Genomic DNA, 17,137 nt, shown 5'->3' with positions numbered 1-17,137 from the left:
ATTTGACGCGCATACTTATCAATAGATCAATTGCATGCGTAAGTAAAAAAGTTGTAACTGAAAATCAAACGGGTTGGGAGGGGTCGATGTCATTCATGCCACTCGGTTCGATGCAGGAGCCGCGTCCATCCGACACGGTCCTGGCGTTGATCGAAGCCGCACTCAATTCCGACTTCGTGGCGGTCCGCCGCCTCGGCACCACCCTGGTCCGCAGCCTTCCTGAACCGGATCGGGTCGGCACGCAGGAGCGGCTCACGCGGCTGTTCCGGGGCGCGGGCGGAACCCGCCCGCCGCACGCCGTGGCGCCCCTCGACGTCAAAACCAAATCCCCCCTGGTTGAGGAGCTGCCTTGGCCAACAGGCCCGCTGTTCCTTGACGACGAGGACTCCCAGCTGCTGGAGCGGTTCATCGCCGAAGCGCAGGCGGCCGACGAGCTCGCCGGCGCCGGACTGGCGCCACGCTCCAATCTGCTGCTGGTCGGGCCGCCGGGAACCGGCAAGACCCTGACGGCTGGCCACATCGCAGCGCGCCTGGGGCTGCCCTTCCATGTGGCCCGGCTCGACACCATCGTGTCTTCGCTGCTCGGAGACACGGCCAAGAACATCCGCGGCATCTTCGACTTCGTCCAGCGCGAACAGGGGCTGCTGTTCCTGGACGAGATCGACGCCGTCGCCAAGCAGCGGGACGATGCCCGCGACATCGGTGAGTTGAAGCGCGTCGTCAACACTCTGCTGCAAGGGCTCGACCGCCTCGACCATCGCTGTGTCGTCATCGCCGCCAGCAACCACGGCCACCTGCTCGATCCGGCGGTGTGGCGCCGCTTCCCATACCGCCTCACTGTCGATCAGCCGGCGGCGGGGCTGCGCGCCAGCCTGTGGTCCCATTATCTCGGCCTCGACCCCGCGGAGGCCCCTATTGCCGATGCCTTGGCCGGCATGTCGGACGGGTTGTCGGGCTCCGATGTCGCCGAGATCGCCCTTGCTGCCCGGCGCACCGCTCATCTGAAACGGACAAAAGTTTCCTTCACCGCAATCGCCGGTGCGCTTCTGGATTGCGCGAATGGCAAATTTTCGTTACCAACCATAGGTGAGCTCGACCGCGACGCGACCCTCAGTCTGCGCCGCGCGGTCGGCGAGCGGTTCGATTTGACCAACGGCCAGCTCAGCGCCCTCTTCTCCGTGACCTACGAGGCCGTGGCAAAGGACGCGCGGGTGAAACGCGCCGGGGGAAGCGAAGGAGCGGCCTTGCCCAACAATCCGGTGCTGCGGCTGACGGTGCACCCACGGCGGGAGCGCGTGACCGGCGGCGGTAAAGACGACAGCAAAATCACTCCCCACTATGCCGACCGGCGCCGGGCCCTTATCGAACGGGTGTCGAGCCTGGTCGATCCGGCATCGCCTCACACGCTCTGGTTCGCCGGACACGCGCTGTTCTGGGTCGGCGTCGACCGCGACTCGCTGGCTCCAACCTACACGCCAAACGATCTCTTCCACTCCGACATCGGCGTACGGCTCGTCGCTCCCTGGAACACGGGTTATGTGGTCGAGGTGCCCTTAGCCAGCCGCGCTGCTCTGCTGCAGCGCCTGCGGCAGCCCAACACCACTCCGCAGCGGGTGGACATCTCACGGATCGTCAGCTTCCGCCCGCTTCACAAGGAGATCACCCCAGACAGCCTGAAGCAGGCCTGGGCGACGGCCGCCCTGGACGGGCCGGGGGTTCCCGCCGGGTTCATTGTCTGCCTGCCGCCCTTCCAGTCCGTCGCCGCACGAGACGCCGTCCTTGAGCATCTCTGGCGCTGGATGGCCGAGCAGCCGATGATCCAGCTCGGCCAGTCCCTGCCCATGGAAGGCGGTTCGGATCTGGTTCTGCCGAACGGCCAGCCGGGTGGCGCCCCGCTGGTGCCCGGGGCCGCGGCGGACCAGCGTCGACGCATCCAAGCCTCCTATCGCGCCGGCCATCACCCACGCCTGCCGGTGACGGCGTGTTTGCGCGAAGCGCTGTTTCAGGGAAGCGAGCGCGGTCTCATCGTCCGCTGGGACCCGGTCACTCCCCTGGCACCGGCGCGACCTGGAGGTGGCCGGGAGCCTGACCTTGACCGCGAGATCTCGCTCGATGAACCGATCGTCGGGCACATCGACGGGGGTTTTACCTCGCGGCGCTACCGCCCCGCCGTGGTCTGGGAAGCCGACCCCTTCCTGGCACCGGCCGATCTGGACACCAACCACGGCAACTGCACCGCGGCGCTGATCGTCGAAGCCCATGGCTGGAACACCGATCTCGATCTTCCTCCCCTGCACTGCCGCCTGGGTATCGTGCCGGCGGTCCCGCGCTCGACCTACAGCGGCCCCTGGGACCTCGGCGCCCTGATCCTGTTCCTCGACAGTGTTCTGAAAGCGCATCCCGAAACCACCGTGTGGAACATCTCCGCCAACCTCCGCCATGCCTGCGAGCGGAATCGGGTCAGCGAGTTCGGTCACCAGTTGTCGCAACTCGCCCGCCGGCACCGGGTGTTGTTCGTCGTTTCGACCGGCAACCGCACCGGCGATGGCGAGGAGCGGATCGCTCCCCCTGCCGATGCCGAAGCGGCCCTGACCGTCGCCGGTCGCCTTCCCAATGGGCACGGCAAGGTCGGCGATTTTTGTCCAGTGTCCCGGGTCGGGCTTGGTCCCGACGACATGCTGAAGCCGGAACTGAGTTGGTTCTCGGTCGTCCAGGTCATCGGCGGCCGCTACGGTCGTGCCTCGAGCTATGCCGCCGCCCTGGTCAGCCGGCTGGCCGCCCACACCTGGGCCCATCTGCGCCAGCCCTCGCCTGATTTGGTGAAAGCCCTGCTGATCAACGCCGCGGACGGCGTGGGCCACCACTACCGGCGCGGTTATGGCAGCCCGGTGCGGCCCCAGCTTCCCTGGGAGACCGACGACGGCACCGTCACCCTGTGCTGGCAGGGCCGGATGAGCGCGAAGCTGCGCTACTACTGGGAAGGCATCGAGATTCCGCTCAGCCTGCGTCCGGGAGGTCTGTTCCGCGGTCGCGTCCGGCTGGTTTGCATCCTTGCACCCGTGACGCACATGCGCGGCACGAACTACGCGTCGACCCGCCTGGAGGCAGCGCTGCAGTACCGGAACGGGAAAGGCGAGTGGGCCCGTCTGGCCGGCAGCTTGCCCTCCGATACGGCGGAGGGGATCGCCCGCGCCAAGGATGCCAAGTGGCAGCCCCTGCGCTGCTACAACCGGCAGACCCGGCGCGGCGTCACGCTGGGCGGCCCGGAGCTCCGCCTGTCGGCACGGCTGTTCTGGCGCGACCGCTACCTGTACCCGGAGTTGGAGACCGACGAGGTCGAATGCGACGTGACCTTCATCGTCACCTTGCAGAGTTCCGACGCTCAGGCCCCCGTCCACGCTGAGTTCATTCAGGCGATGGACGGGAAGGTCGAGCACGCGGTGATCGAACCCGAGATCGAAATCGACAGCAGCATTTAGCTTCTGCCAAACATCCCAGCCATTCACTCTCTTGGTCTTCCTCACCCAGAAGGATGTAGAAGAAAATGGAAAAATTGAAAATCAATAGCATCGAAGGAAAGGGTGATCTTCAAGAGGAATGCGTATGGCTTGATGTTCTTGAGGACATCAGTAGCTTGGCTTATTACATGGTAACCGATACCACCTATACAGGTGACAACAGCATATCCAATGAACTGCGCCATATGTACTGGTTTGCCCCAAAGGCAGTGAAAAAAGGCGATTGGATAAAATTGATGACCAAGGCTGGCACGAACAGCACCTCGACCAACAATCGAAAATCGACCACCCATGTTCTGTATTGGGGTTTGGGAAGAACGATATGGAACAAGACAGGCGATGCCGCTATACTTTTTACAATAGAGAATTGGAAGACAACGAAGGCTTGAGAAAAACAGAGCGCAAGCCGTTGCGCATGATTCTGTGCCGATCGAGATCATCGCGGGCGAGCCGTCAGCCTAGCCGCCGTCCGCACTGCTTCGTCTGGATCGCTGCGGTGCTGCAGGAAATGGCCCTGCAGCACCGCAGGAGCCAGAGCGCGACCGCCGACCGCGGCGACGAAGGCTCCCGCCAAACCCCCACGGTCCGGGTAGAAGGCCTGGAACATCCGGGCAATCTGCTCGCCCGTCGCCAAACCGATCTCCTGCCGCCGGTCGATGCGCCCGGGCCGGATCAGCGCCGGGTCGAGCCGGTCCAGGTGGTTGGTCGTCATCACAAGCAGATGCCCCTCCTGCGACATCACCCCGTCGATGGCGTTCAGCAATCCTGAGAAGGTGATACCCCGGCCCGCCGTCTCGGCGTCCCGGTCCCGGAACACGGCATCGATGTCTTCGAACAGAAGCACGCTGCGCGCCGGCGCCGTGCCAAGCAGCGCGCACAGTTGCTGGTCATCGAGCCGGTCGGAGGCAAGGTTCACGATGCTCAGGTCGAGATCGAGTTCACTGGCAAGCGCCCGGATCAGGCTCGTCTTTCCGGTTCCGGGCGGACCGTACAGCAGATAGCCGCGGCGCCAGGGAATGCCGCGGGCGCTGTACCAGGCTTCGCCGGCCAGGAAGGTTCGGGCGTCCTCCAGGAGAGCCTCGCCCACCCCATCGGCGAGAAAGACGGAACTCAGCGGCCGCCGGCGGATGGTCGTGCGGCCGCTCCACTCGCCGTAAGACTCCACCATATGCACGGCGATGCAGTCAGGGTCCCGCCCACCGAACTGCCGGTCGGCAGTCCGCAGCAGGTTGGTCAGCATGGCCCGGTTGCGGGACAGGGCCCGCAAGGTGATCGTCTCGACAGGCTGGCGTCCAGATGAGGACATCCCAGCATTGCCGACTCCGACCGAACGTTCGACCCACAGCAGCATCCCGCCCTCGTACAGGAAATGGCTGCCTTGCCCGGGAGACAGGCGCAGAGCCTCCGCCTCTCCTTGCGGCACCCGAGCCGCGGTCAGTCGGCGACAGCGGGCAGTGTAGGGATGGGCGGCGAACCAGGCGACCAGCGATTCGAACAGGGGCGAACGGCTATCGACGGTGAGGGTGGTGATGAACCAAGCCTCGACGATGAAGCGCAGCAGGGAGGGCAACAGTCGCAGGGCCGCCGCACCGGCGACGCCAAAGGCGCCAAGAGCCAAGCCACCGGTGAAGACTTGGTTGTCCAGCTGCGCCGCAACGGCCTGTGAGAGAGCCTCAAGCATGATCCGTCACCCTGGGGGACAGGATGTACCGGATACAGGCATGCAACAACGCCGCGGGAAAGCAGTGGCCCCACGGAGCGGAAAGCACGACAAGTCGCGTATGTGTGTATGAAGTACGGCGCAGTCTCCCTATCAGAAGCGAAAAGAGCCGTCAATCCATCAGAAGCATCTCCCTCAAACGCCGTGGCTTCGATCACGCCCATCGCTCCCTGAACCGTTGGCATCGCGATCCTCAGGGGCCAGAACCATGACCGGTCGGCCAGGATGGCTGCGATGCCAACAGCAGCCATAAAGCAGAGGTGACGCGTGGCGAGATGTTGGGCGCGATCCCGGCCTGCTCGATCTTCCGGCAGACGACGGTACTATCCTATCCCTTGCTGCCGTGCAGGAGACCGGTGGCGGGCATCCGGTCGAGCCAACGGTCGACGGCGGTGCAGTCGGCGACCTGACCGCCGGTCGGCGGAAGGTGAGCGACCGGCCGCGCGGATCGCTCAGGGCATGGATTTTGGTGCTTCGGCCGCCATGGGACAGCCCGATGACCTGGGCATGCTCCCCCTTTGCCGCCGCTTGCCGACCGATGGACGCGCACTGCCGTGGAGGCGATCATCACCTGGGCCGGCGAGCCACCCGCCGCGGCCAAAGCATGGAAGAGGTCTTCCCAGGCGCCCTTGGCCACCCAGCGGACGAAGCGGTTGTGATGCGACTTGCGGGAGCCATGGACCGACGGAGCATCCACGCGCGGCTTGCCACGGGTATCGCGCGGAAGGTGCAGCTCAAGCCGCCCAGGCTGCTCCACCGTCAACCAGAACTGACCGCTGCTCATCGAAAGTCCCTTTCCAGGGCGCCCAGTCATAACGAGTCCATCTGGAAAAAGCCCTTTCATGCATCCGGACCATGAACATTCAGGCGGCGGATCGGTGCCACGCCTACACACTCCGACTGATGCCCTGCGGGAGGCCTGAGGCTGCCTGACCGCCGAAATCCAAGCGACTCCGCTGCACCGGGAACGCAGAAGGACCAAACGTCATTGCGGTTTTACACCTTGACCGGGATCAAGCCAGTGCCTCTGCTTTCGGAACCGCCGCGAACCCGGCCAGCGGGTGTTCCGGGCTTCCGAAACAATGCTGCCTCGGTTCCGTTTAACTCTCTTGCGGTGTGCATCGCCTCGCCGAGGTGGGCATTGCTGACGGGAGGCAGTCAGCGTGGGCTGGAAGATCCCCAGAAGCCACGTAAAGATCGCACTCGGTGCGGCTGTGATGGCCGCTCCGCTGCTCGGCTACGAGGTTCTTTCCCTGACCACGCTGCGCCAGGAGCGTGAACAGGAACTGGAGGCGGAGGCCGGCCGTCTCCTTGTGCTGGTGGACACCGAACAGCGAAAAACCGTGGAGGATATCCGCCACATTTTCGCGACCCTGCAGGCGACCGGGGTCCCCCACCTGCCGCCTGCCGATTGCCTGGGCATCATGGAAAAGCTCAGGCCGTCATACCCAAGCCACCTCGAAATTCAGCTTGCCGATAAGACTGGCCGGGTGTGGTGCGCAACACAGCCTGGATCGGTTGGGACCGACATCGGCGATCTGCCGAGTTTCCGGGAGGCGCTGCTGAACGACCGGGTTGTCGTCGGCGAACCTGGCCCGATCCGGGCGACACCGACCGCCCAAGGGCGCACGATCCTGCCGTACAGGCAACGCTATAAAGGGGCGAACGGACAACCCGACGGCACGATGACCGCTTTGATCGACTTGGACTGGCTGAAGGACTATGTCGTCAAGCTGCCCTGGCCGCCATACGCCGTGGTTACGATCGTGCATCCGGACGGACAGATCCTCGCACGGGCGCCGATGGACAAGGGGCTTGTCCTCGGCACCAGGCTTCCGGACCGGCTGCGCTACACCTTGGCGGGGTCTGCATCCGGCTCCGGGCAATCTCCCGGTCTCGACGGGGTGGAACGGCGCTTCGTCTTCCTGCCGCCGAAGGCAACCGATGCCGGGCTGATGCTGGCGGTGGCCATCGCCCCCGGTGAAGCGCTGCAGCCCATCGACCGGTCGGCCGCCAGTTCCCTTGCAGCGTTCGTGCTGCTGCTTGCATTGGTGTTCGCCGTCGGCGCGTACGGGACGTCACGACTCGCCACCGCCAGGCGCCAGGAGGCCGCCGCGGCCGCCCGGATGTCGTCCGTTCTGGAGAGCACGTCGGACGCAGTGATGGAAATCGAAAGCGATTGGACGGTCTCCTACCTGAATCCCCAGGCATGGGACCTCCTGAGCCTGGAGCGTGACGTCACCGGAGATCATGCACAGGCCGCGTTCGATTGTCTCGCCGGCTCCGACCTCGAAGCCTGCCTCAAGACCGTCATGGATCGTCGCGTGGAGGTTGAGTTCGAGTTCCTCTACCAGCGGACCGGACGATGGTTCGCGCTGCGGGTGTTCCCATCGCGCAAAGGCGTAGCCATCTATTTCCGTGATGTCACGGAGCAAAGGGCGGCGGACGGTGAACGCCGTGCCTTGGCTGGAGAGCTGGAGCGGGAGAGGTTTCTGCTGCGGGCGATCAGCGACAGCCTGCCCATCGGGTTGCTGATCGTCGAGGCTCCGTCGGGGCGCCTCCTCATGCACAACCCTGCAGCCGAGCAGCTGATCGGACACCGCATCATGGCTACGTCCAGCGTTGCGGATTACAGCGCCTATGGCGGCGTCCGGGCCGACGGTACGCCGTTGCCCGCCGATGAGTATCCTCCCGCCCGAGTGCTGCGGGGAGAACTGGTGTCACAGGAGGAAATGCACTACCGCCGGGGTGACGGCTCGATAACCACTTTCCTTGTCGAGGCGGTGCCCGTGCATGGAGCCGACGGCAGGGTGGACCTCGTCGTGGTCGCCTTCCACGACATCTCGCGGCGGAAAGCCATGGAAGAGGCGTTGCGGGAGAGCGAACGGACCTTGAGCGCCGCCCTGGCCTCGGCCAGGGCGGGGACCTGGACATGGGACATCCGATCCGGGGAAATCAATTGGTCGCCGGGCAACTACCTGATCCATGGCATACAGCCCGGCGACGGACATGCCCGCTTTTCGGAGTGGGTGGCTGCGCTTCATCCGGAGGACCGGAGCGAAGCGAAAAGGAGGGTCAGGAGGACTTTGGCATCGCGGCAGACCGCCTACGATGTCGAGTATCGGGTCCTGCTGCCGGATGGCGGCATTCGGTGGGTCGCCGGCATCGGCAAGGCCGAGTATGACGAAACCGGCCGGCCGCTGCGAATGTCGGGCCTCACGGTGGATATCACCGATCGCAAAACTATGGAAGTCGCGCTGAGGACAGCGAAGGAGGAGTCCGATCGGGCGAACAGGGCGAAGGCTCGCTTTCTGGCGGCGGCCAGCCACGACCTGCGCCAGCCGCTCCAGTCGATGGCTTTGTTCGGCGGCGCGTTGCACACACATGTGAAGGATGGCCGCGGAACGGAGATGCTGCTCATGTTGGAGCGCGGAACCGAGACGATGAAGGCACTCCTCGACAGCCTGCTCGATGTCTCCCGTCTCGACGTCGACGTTGTGAAGCCGCAGGTGTCCAGCTTTGATCTGGACGCGCTCATCCAGGAAATCACCGACTCCTACCGGCCGCTCGCCGCCACCAAGGGGCTGACCGTTTCTTCCGGCGGCTCATGCTGCGGCGTGACCGTCCGCAGCGACCGCACCATGCTTGGGCGAATCATCCGCAACCTCGTCGAGAACGCGGTTCGTTACACCGAGCAGGGAGGGATCACGGTTTCCTGCCGGATCGAGCGGGAAAGCGCATGGATCGACGTCGCAGACACCGGCATCGGCATCCCTCACGACCAGATCACCATGATTTTCGACGAGTTCCACCAAATTGGCAATCCCGAGCGGGACCGCAGCCGCGGTCTCGGCCTGGGATTGTCGATCGTGCAGCGCCTGTCCCGGATCCTTGCCCATGAGGTCCGCGTGCACTCAAGGCTTGGAGAAGGATCGGTTTTCTCCGTCGAGGCCCCGATCGACCTCAATGCGGATGTGCGGGAGGCTGTGACCGCGCACAACGAGACCGCCCGTCCGATCGGCCGCGGGCGACTTGCGCTTCTGATCGATGACGACACCATCGTCCTGATGTCGCTGCGGACACTGCTGGAGGAATGGGGGTATGACACGCTGATTTCCGGCTCCCCCGAGCAAGCCATGGCCATTGTCGCCGAGGCTGGCCGCCGGCCGGACGTGGTTGTCGCCGACTATCGTCTTCGGGCTGGCCGGAATGGGTGCGAGGCGATCAGGGATGTCCGCAACCAACTGGGATTGGAGATTCCGGGTGTTATCCTGACCGGCGAGACCGGAGCGGAGTGTGCGCGCGACGTTGGCCAGTATGGGCTGGGAATAATCCACAAGCCGGTCATGCCGGGCCAATTGTGGGCGGCCCTGGAACGGCTGCTCGGCTCCACGCGCCAGGACACCAGGCTGTGAGGGTGCGCCGATCGGCTTGGACGTGGCGTTCATCCACGCCTCCAGTGCTGCGGCGGACGGTTCATCACCGTTGGCGCACAGGGGTTTTGCCAGGAGTTCGGATTGTCCAGGAAGGTCGCGAGGGCGGTGATCCGGACGGAAGCCACGGAGTTCCGCGACACGCGCACGAACCAGCCTTTGCCGAAGATCGGCCCCTGGCGTGAAGAGCTCGACGCTCTGTTGCTGGCCAATGAGGGCAAGGCGCCATGGGAGCGCCTGACGCCGGTTCGGCTGTTCGAGATGCTACGATCCGGTGGATATGAGGGCGGCTACGACGCGGTCCGCCGCTACGCCCGGGTTTGCCGGCAGGAGCAGGAGCCCTCCATCGCCCAAGCCTACATGCCGTTGAGCTTTGCCCCGGGCGAGGTCACCCAGCTCGACCGGAGCCATGAGGTCGTCCCGATCAACGGAACGACGGTCACGGTGAAGGTGGCCCATGTCCGTCTGTGCCATAGCCGGATGCTGTTCGTACGGGCCTGCCCGCGCGAAAGTCAGGGGCTGGTGTTCGACACCCACGACCGCGCCTTCGCCTTGCCACAGGGAGCCTGTACGCGGGGCATCTGCGACACCATGAAAACGGCCGTCGTTACGAGGATCGCCGGCAAGGAGCGCGTCCACAACCGGCGCTTCCCGCAGATGTGCAGCCACCATCCGGTCGTTCCGGTCGCCTGCACCCCGGCTTGGGGCTGGGAGCAGGGAAAGGTCGAGACCCAGGTCGGCTTGGTCTGCGAGCGCGTCTTCGCGCCGGCTGCGGGTGAAGAACTACGATGAACTCAACGGCTTGCCTTGGTTTTGGTAAAATGCTTGAACAGAGTGTTCCTGCCGCATCCATCCTGGGAGACCTGAGCGGACCACAGCTGTTAATTTGCAACGATGACTGTCGAGTTCAAACGACACAGACATCCATTGTTTTGGATCTCTGATATGTGCGCCAATAATGTCTCCGGAGACCATGCACGCTTCTCATATTATAACGCTTTCTTTGCGCTTTCCCCTCTAAAACGGAGAGAGAGGATTTGGAATTCCTTTTGTAAATTCGCCACGACAGACTCGGGATTTTATTACTCTCACGTCAGGGAAATCGTGATCCATGCGTTCGTTCGTTCATTGCACCTGCACCAAGGATGGATTTTCTCTGTATCAGGTGGGGCAAAACTACCCGGTTGAGGCGGATTTTGACGCTCATCGCCAAGTGGGATGCCTGGTCGTCCTGCTCCCCGACGGTCCGATTTGGCTCGGAGACACCGCTGGGATGACGGCGAACGACATCGAGGCCGCCGCTGCCGCCGGGGCGATGGTGATGGAGGTCAGCCCGCCCAACAAACTCGTCCTCGCCTGTCAGATGCCCTTTCCGGCCGTATAAGGATCATGACGGGGATGAGGACAGGCCTCATCCCTGGCAGATGTCCTCACTCCGCCGCCCAGGCAAGCGGAGCAAAGCCCGCACGGTGAGCCATTTGCTCGAGGAGCACGGGCAAGCTTTCCTCTTGTCTGTTGAAGCGGACATGCACCGCTCCGTCGCTCAACGCTTGCACCGTAACGGTGACCGTCGCGGACATGCCGTCCGGTGCCAATCGAGCGGTATCTCCGGGTGTCAATGCGTGCTGCCGGGGCGTCAGCAGTCTGGCTCCGTCCATCGACAGGTCGGCAATGCGGACAGTCAACTGTCCTCGGGCCGCCGCGAGTTGGGCCGGGTGGTCGATGGCATGACGGGGGCTGCGCCGGCGATCCGCTTCGGTTGTCGATGTCCGGACGACGCGCACCAGCGTTCTGCGCAGGGCCTCGATGCTGTGCGCGACCTCCTCCGAGCCGATGCGGACCTGGGCGGCCTGGGAGCCGGTCTGGGCCGCCTCCTGCGACACCGTGGCGATGCTGGTGGACACCGCCTGGGCGGCGCGGGAGGTTTCGACGACGTTGCGGCTGATCTCCTGGGTGGCCGCGGCCTGCTCCTCCATGGCGGCGGCGATCGCTCCGGTGACCTGATCGATCTCGCCGATCGTGCTGCCGATCTGCTCCACCGCAGTCACCGCCGCGCCGGTCACGGCCTGCACTTCGGCGATGAGGCGCGTGATCTCCTCGGTCGAGCGGGCGGTCTGGTTGGCGAGGGTCTTGACCTCCTGGGCCACGACAGCAAAGCCCTTGCCCGCCTCCCCCGCCCGCGCCGCCTCGATGGTGGCGTTCAGCGCCAGGAGATTGGTCTGGCTGGCGATGTCGTCGATGAGCTTGACGACGTCGCCGATCCGGTTGACGGCGCTGGAGAGCGAGACGATCGTTTCCTGTGTGTGGGTGCCCCCTGCGACGGCACGGCGGGTGACGGTGCTCGAGTGGGCGATCTGAGCGGAGATCTCCCGGATCGAGGCCGCCAGTTCTTCGGTCGCCGACGCCACCGTCTGCGCGTTCATCAGCGCCTGTTCGGCAGCGGTGGAAACGGTGCGGGCGTTCTCGCTGACCCGGTCGGCCGCCGCGGCCATGCGGTCGGCATCCTCGGCCATGCCGCCGGTATGCCTGGCGACCTCCTCCACCGCCTGTCCCGCCTCGCGTTCAACCGTCGCCGCCATGGCGAGCATCGCGGCGGCACGCTCCTCATCCGCTTGCCGCTGTCGTTCGCCCCGCTCCTGACTGGCATAATCCAGCTTGGCCTTTACCGCATTGAGCGTCGACCGGATGCGGCTGAATTCGGCGATGCCTGCACTGGGGATATGGGCCCGCAGGTCGCCACGGGCGATCGCGTCGAGATGGGCTTCGACAAGGGACAGGGGGTGACGAACCGTCTTCAGGATGAAATGGCCGGCAACGACGGCGAACAGCCCTCCGAACAGAAGCAAGCTTAGGGTCACCGCGTCGGTGAGCTCGGCATGGAAAAGCGGCGGCAGACCCAGACCAGCCATCACGAGCATGAAAAGGACGAAGGTGGCGGTCAGACGGCCGGTGACGCTCCTGGCCCATCGGATCATCGTCGGCCCGATCCCGCGGCTGACGATGTCGCCGTCCAGCAGGGCATACGCGTGCGGCGTGCCGGACCTGAACAGGGCGTAAACCCGCTCCGCCTCCTCAACGGATGCCCGGTCGGGTTTGGAGCGGATGGAAATGAAGCCGGTGATCCGGCCGTCCTCGGTGACCGGCGTGACGTTGGCCTTGACCCAATAATGATCGCCGCTCTTGGTCCGGTTCTTCACCAAACCTTCCCAGGGGCGCCCCTCTTTGATCGTCGCCCACAGATTTGCGAACGCGTCCTTCGGCATGTGCGGGTGACGCACGATGTTGTGGGGAGCGCCGGTCAATTCCGCTTCGGCGAAGCCGCTGATGTCCGCGAACGCTTTATTGACGAAGACAATCCGGCCCGTGATGTCTGTTCGTGAGACCAGAAGCTGGTCGTCGCTCAGGAGAACTTCCCTACCGGTCACCGGTCCATTGTCGCGCATCCCTTGCCCCCGATTTGAACGAGTGGGTCGATCACCCACTCAAAGCGATGCAAATTTCGCGCCGGACTTGATGGCCTGATCCGTGTATTTTCTCGAGGCGCGCTCGGCAACGCTCCTTGAATTGCCTCGTTCTCGGCATTCTCGTGACATCGCCACCGCTCAATATGCGATGTTTTTGTAAAAAGTGATGCAAAATGCGAGCAGGGCAAGCGAGCATGATCACCTGGCTCCTCCGCGCCGCAAGCGGGGGCGTTCCCTCCACCGAAGCCAATTGCCAGACGCTGACTGCACTCAGCGCTGGAGTTGCTTGGCCAGGTGTCGTGTGAGGACCGCAACCGCAGTCGGCTTGGTATAGACCGCGACCTGCGGGAAGCGTTCCGACAGGCCGGACGACAGCGGGGTCGCGGTGTGGAGGACGATCGGAACTCCTGTTTTTTCCAGCGCTTCAAGGACCGGACCGACCGTCCCGTCGGACAGGGTCACGTCCAGGATGGCAGCATCGATTTTATGGGAGCCGATCAGTTCGAGTGCCTCCCGCACCGTTGCCGCAGGACCGACGGGCGACCCGTGGGCATCCTCGACGGCAAGGATGAGGTCATAGGCGATGAACGGCTCATCCTCGACGACGAGAACATGCGCGCTGCCAAGATCGGGCTGGATTCTGGACGAAAATGTGTGGACCATGATGTCACGGATCGTGCGGGGGATTGCCTGTTGTACGACTGCCGGCACTGAGTTCACTGGCTCAATTTTCCAACAGGAATGATCAGGGTGACGCGCAGGCCGGCTTGGCACCACTCCTGGGTGATGCGGCCACCGAGCTGACTGCCGATGCTCATTTGTATCAGCTGCGAGCCGAAACCACGCCGTGCGGGAGGAGTCCGAACCACCGGTCCTCCGCTCTCGCGCCACAGCAGGATGAGCGTATCGCCCTCGGTTTGCCAGGACACCGTCAGCGTTCCTTGCGTGGACGACAGAGCGCCGTACTTGGCGGCGTTCGTCGCCAGCTCATGAAGCGTCAAGGCCAAGCTGGTCGCCGCCGTCGGGCCGGCATGAACCTGCGGGCCCTCGAGGTGGAGACTGTCAGTCCCCGGCACGAGGTGGGGAACGATCACCGCCTGCATCAGCTCCACCAGGGTGGTACCGTCCGGGGCGGCGGTTTCCCCGGTCACCGCCGGGCGGATCAAGTCATGGGCCCGCGCCAACGCCAGAAGGCGACCGGTGAGGGCATCGGCCATGTCCCGCACCCCGGCGGAGGTGCGCGCCGTCATGGCGACCATCCCGACGGCGACGGCGAACAGGTTCTTGACCCGGTGGTTGAGCTCACGGACCAGCAGCTGGCGATCTTCCTCTGCCCGCTTCCGGCTGGTGAGGTCGACCGACGTGCCGACAAGGCCGACCACCTGTCCGGTCCCGTCGCGGAACGCCGTCTTGTGGGAAAGCCAAATCCGCGGCCCCCGTTCGTCCTGCCCGACGACCTCTTCCAATTCCTCGGTCGTGCCGCTTTCCATGATCCGCCGGTCGGTTTCCATGATCCGCCGGCCTTGCTCCTTGTCGTCGAGGAATTCCAGATCGGTACGCCCCTCGACCTCGCTCCAGGGCTTGCCGATCAGCTCCATCACCGGACCGTTGGCAATGCGCACGCGGCCATCGATGTCTTTCACATAAATCAGGGCCGGAACCGCTTCGATGACGGTTTTGAGGATGCGGGTCGCTTCGGTGGCCTCCGCCTCCTTCCGCCGCAACTCCCCTTCAACCTGCTTGCGCTTGTCGATGTCGATCAGCACGCCTGGAAAGCGGAGCGGCTTTCCCGTGGCATCGAGACTGCAATGCCCATTCGCCTCGACCCAGCGGTAGGTGCCGTCGAATTGGCGCACACGGTACTCGGCGCTGTAAGGTCCCCCTGTCTCCATCACGGACGCAACCGCCTGCCTGACGTGCGACCAGTCCTCCGGATGAATGGATGCCATCAGAAGCCCCAGGGACAAACCTTGCTGGCATTGCTGCGGCGACAGAGCGAAGGAGCGGGCAAAGCGCTCATCGACGGTAAAACGGTCGGCCGGGATGTCCCAGACCCAGGTTCCGACGATGGCTCCGCTGTTCAAGGCGAGATCGATGCGCTCGACCGCGATGCGCAGGGCTTCTTCGGTCGTCTTGCGGTCGGTGATGTCGATCACGACACCCGGAAACCTCGCCGGGAGGCCCTGGGCGTTCCGGGCGCAACGGCCCCGCGCCAGAACCCAGCGAGTCTTCCCGTCCAGCCCGGTCACCCGGTACTCCGCCAGATAATCGTCTCCTCCGTCCACAGCGCGCGCGATTTCTGCAGCAACCGCACCGCGGTCATCCGGATGGATGGCCGCCACATAGGTTGCGATCGGCAGGCCGTCCGCCGCCCGTTCCGGCTCGACACCGAACAGGGTGGCAAAGGTGGCGTCGACGGTCACCATGTCCGTCCGGACATCCCAACTCCAAGTCCCGATGCCTCCAGCGGCATCGAGCGCAAAGCGGAAGCGCTCCTCGCTGGCGCGGAGCGCCTCCTGAGCCACCTTGAGATCGTGCACGTCGGTGCAGGTGCCGTACCAGCGGACAATCCGCCCTGCCGCATCGCGAACCGGCTGGGCCCGACCGATAACCCAACGGTACTGGCCGCTGCGATGACGGAGCCGGTATTCGATGTGGTAGGGTTCACCGGTGGCGAGCGACCGACGCCACACACTCCAGGCGCGGTCACGGTCATCGGGGTGGAACATGTCGTTCCACGCCTCGCCTTCGGTCGCCCCGTCCGGCGCGCCGGTGAACCCGTACCAACGCTGGTTGAAATAGTCGTGGTGCCCGTCAGGCCGTGTCGACCAGATCATTTGGTCGATGGAGTCGACGATGGCCTGGAACTTGGCCTCGCTGGCCTGCAGTTGCGCCCGGATCGCCGTCCGGTCGGTGATGTCGCGCATGAAGGCAACCACCCCCAGCACACGGCCGTTGGCAGCAATCATGCGGTTGGCGGTGATGGCCACGTCGACAAGCCGGCCATCCTTGTGCCGCCGGACGGTTTCGATCTGTACCTCTTCGCCGGACAGGGCGCGGTCGAACACACCGGTCGGACCTTCCGGACAAGGCTCCGGCAGCAACAAAGTGACCGGAGCGCCGATCGCTTCCTGCATGCTATAGCCGAACATCCGGGTGGCAGCCGGGTTCCATGCGATGATCCGGCCCTCTCCCACCGCAAAGACAATGATGGCGTCAGGAGCAGTGTTTATGATCGCCGCATAGCGGGCGTCCTCCTCACCAAGGCCCTCATCCCGTCCAATGGCAGCGTCTCCAAAACCGGAACCGTCGGCACAAGAAAAGTCAGACATTTTCTTCTATCTTTGATTGGACCTCTTGCCGCCACACATGCCGGCTGTCATGCGTTACAAGTTCACAAGAGCGGAGTCATTACACTAGGTTAAAACGAACATACCCAACAGAGATTTTTCTCTGAGAGTACGCTGTAAGCCTTATAGACATCGATTTTCTCATCCGAAAGCATGAAGTTCGTTGCTTGGCTTGGACACACCTCGATCGGAATAGAAGTGCCGCTGGAGCATGACGAAAAACCTGTCATTCTGAATGAACTCACCATCAGAACAACTCAAGGCAATAAATTAAATATTACATTCTAATCCTATCAGAAAACATCAGCCTCCACATTTCTGAGATCGATGCGGCGAAACAGCCGTGCCCCTCGCAGGATATCACGCACCCCCACGACAGAACCGATACCGGCAGCTTTCAACATTGCTTCCAATGCCTCTGCTGCTTCCACCAAGGGCCATGAAAGCCATCTTCATCAATCGGGACAATCACAAGTGCTTGTGACCCATCGTGCATGGCGCTTCCTCCATTGACCTCTCCAGCATAAAAGAAAGCCGCCCACTTGATGGTGGGCGGCTTCCAGTCGATCAGAATCGCATGGGCTAGGAGACTGTTCTGAAGACATACAACCACGAAAGCGCGATGCTCTAATGAGGTCTTCAACATCGGAGG

General features: G+C 63.8%; 8 protein-coding genes and 2 pseudogenes. 5 read left to right on the top strand and 5 right to left on the bottom strand.

The annotated features are described in order from the left end of the window. Nucleotides 1-86: 86 nt before the first annotated feature. Both AB8P05_RS09575 and AB8P05_RS09570 read left to right on the top strand, forming a co-directional pair. Nucleotides 87-3,479, top strand: a complete 3,393-nt coding sequence (locus AB8P05_RS09575; RefSeq protein WP_472757763.1) for an AAA family ATPase — start codon at nucleotides 87-89, stop codon at nucleotides 3,477-3,479. Between the two features lie 65 nt (nucleotides 3,480-3,544). Next, on the top strand, nucleotides 3,545-3,907 hold the full coding sequence (locus AB8P05_RS09570) for a hypothetical protein (protein WP_149223664.1): 363 nt from the start codon (nucleotides 3,545-3,547) through the stop codon (nucleotides 3,905-3,907). 47 nt (nucleotides 3,908-3,954) lie between these two features. On the opposite strand, the gene AB8P05_RS09565 is transcribed toward AB8P05_RS09570, so the two are convergent. Then, nucleotides 3,955-5,199 (bottom strand): AAA family ATPase, encoded by a 1,245-nt coding sequence (locus AB8P05_RS09565; protein ID WP_149223665.1) that lies wholly within the window; start codon nucleotides 5,197-5,199, stop codon nucleotides 3,955-3,957. 304 nt (nucleotides 5,200-5,503) lie between these two features. After that, nucleotides 5,504-6,022: pseudogene (locus AB8P05_RS09560) on the bottom strand (transposase family protein); the annotation flags it as partial. Between the two features lie 379 nt (nucleotides 6,023-6,401). Here AB8P05_RS09560 and AB8P05_RS09555 point away from each other — a divergent pair. From AB8P05_RS09555 to AB8P05_RS09545, 3 genes and pseudogenes are all read left to right on the top strand, one after another. Then, nucleotides 6,402-9,653 (top strand): ATP-binding protein, encoded by a 3,252-nt coding sequence (locus AB8P05_RS09555; protein ID WP_149223666.1) that lies wholly within the window; start codon nucleotides 6,402-6,404, stop codon nucleotides 9,651-9,653. A 90-nt stretch (nucleotides 9,654-9,743) separates the two neighbouring features. After that, nucleotides 9,744-10,476, top strand: a pseudogene (gene istA, locus AB8P05_RS09550) (IS21 family transposase); the annotation flags it as partial. Nucleotides 10,477-10,782: 306 nt separating this feature from the next. Next, nucleotides 10,783-11,055, top strand: coding sequence for a hypothetical protein (locus AB8P05_RS09545; protein ID WP_472757762.1), 273 nt, complete (start codon nucleotides 10,783-10,785; stop codon nucleotides 11,053-11,055). Between the two features lie 46 nt (nucleotides 11,056-11,101). Here AB8P05_RS09545 and AB8P05_RS09540 read toward each other — a convergent pair whose 3' ends face one another. The 3 genes from AB8P05_RS09540 to AB8P05_RS09530 all read right to left on the bottom strand — a co-directional run bounded on the left by AB8P05_RS09540 (nucleotide 11,102) and on the right by AB8P05_RS09530 (nucleotide 16,467). Beyond that, a complete protein-coding gene (locus AB8P05_RS09540) occupies nucleotides 11,102-13,114 on the bottom strand; it encodes a methyl-accepting chemotaxis protein (protein WP_472757761.1) in 2,013 nt (670 codons plus the stop codon). A gap of 291 nt (nucleotides 13,115-13,405) precedes the next feature. Further along, nucleotides 13,406-13,798, bottom strand: a complete 393-nt coding sequence (locus tag AB8P05_RS09535) for a response regulator (protein WP_472757760.1) — start codon at nucleotides 13,796-13,798, stop codon at nucleotides 13,406-13,408. A gap of 53 nt (nucleotides 13,799-13,851) precedes the next feature. Next, entirely contained in the window at nucleotides 13,852-16,467 is a 2,616-nt protein-coding gene (locus AB8P05_RS09530; RefSeq protein WP_472757759.1) for a PAS domain S-box protein, read from the bottom strand. Nucleotides 16,468-17,137 lie beyond the last annotated feature (670 nt).

The organism is Azospirillum sp. VT-I1, from assembly GCF_055698305.1.
The sequence above is the reverse complement of the archived record's forward strand: the minus strand, read 5'-3'. Positions and strand labels throughout refer to the sequence as shown.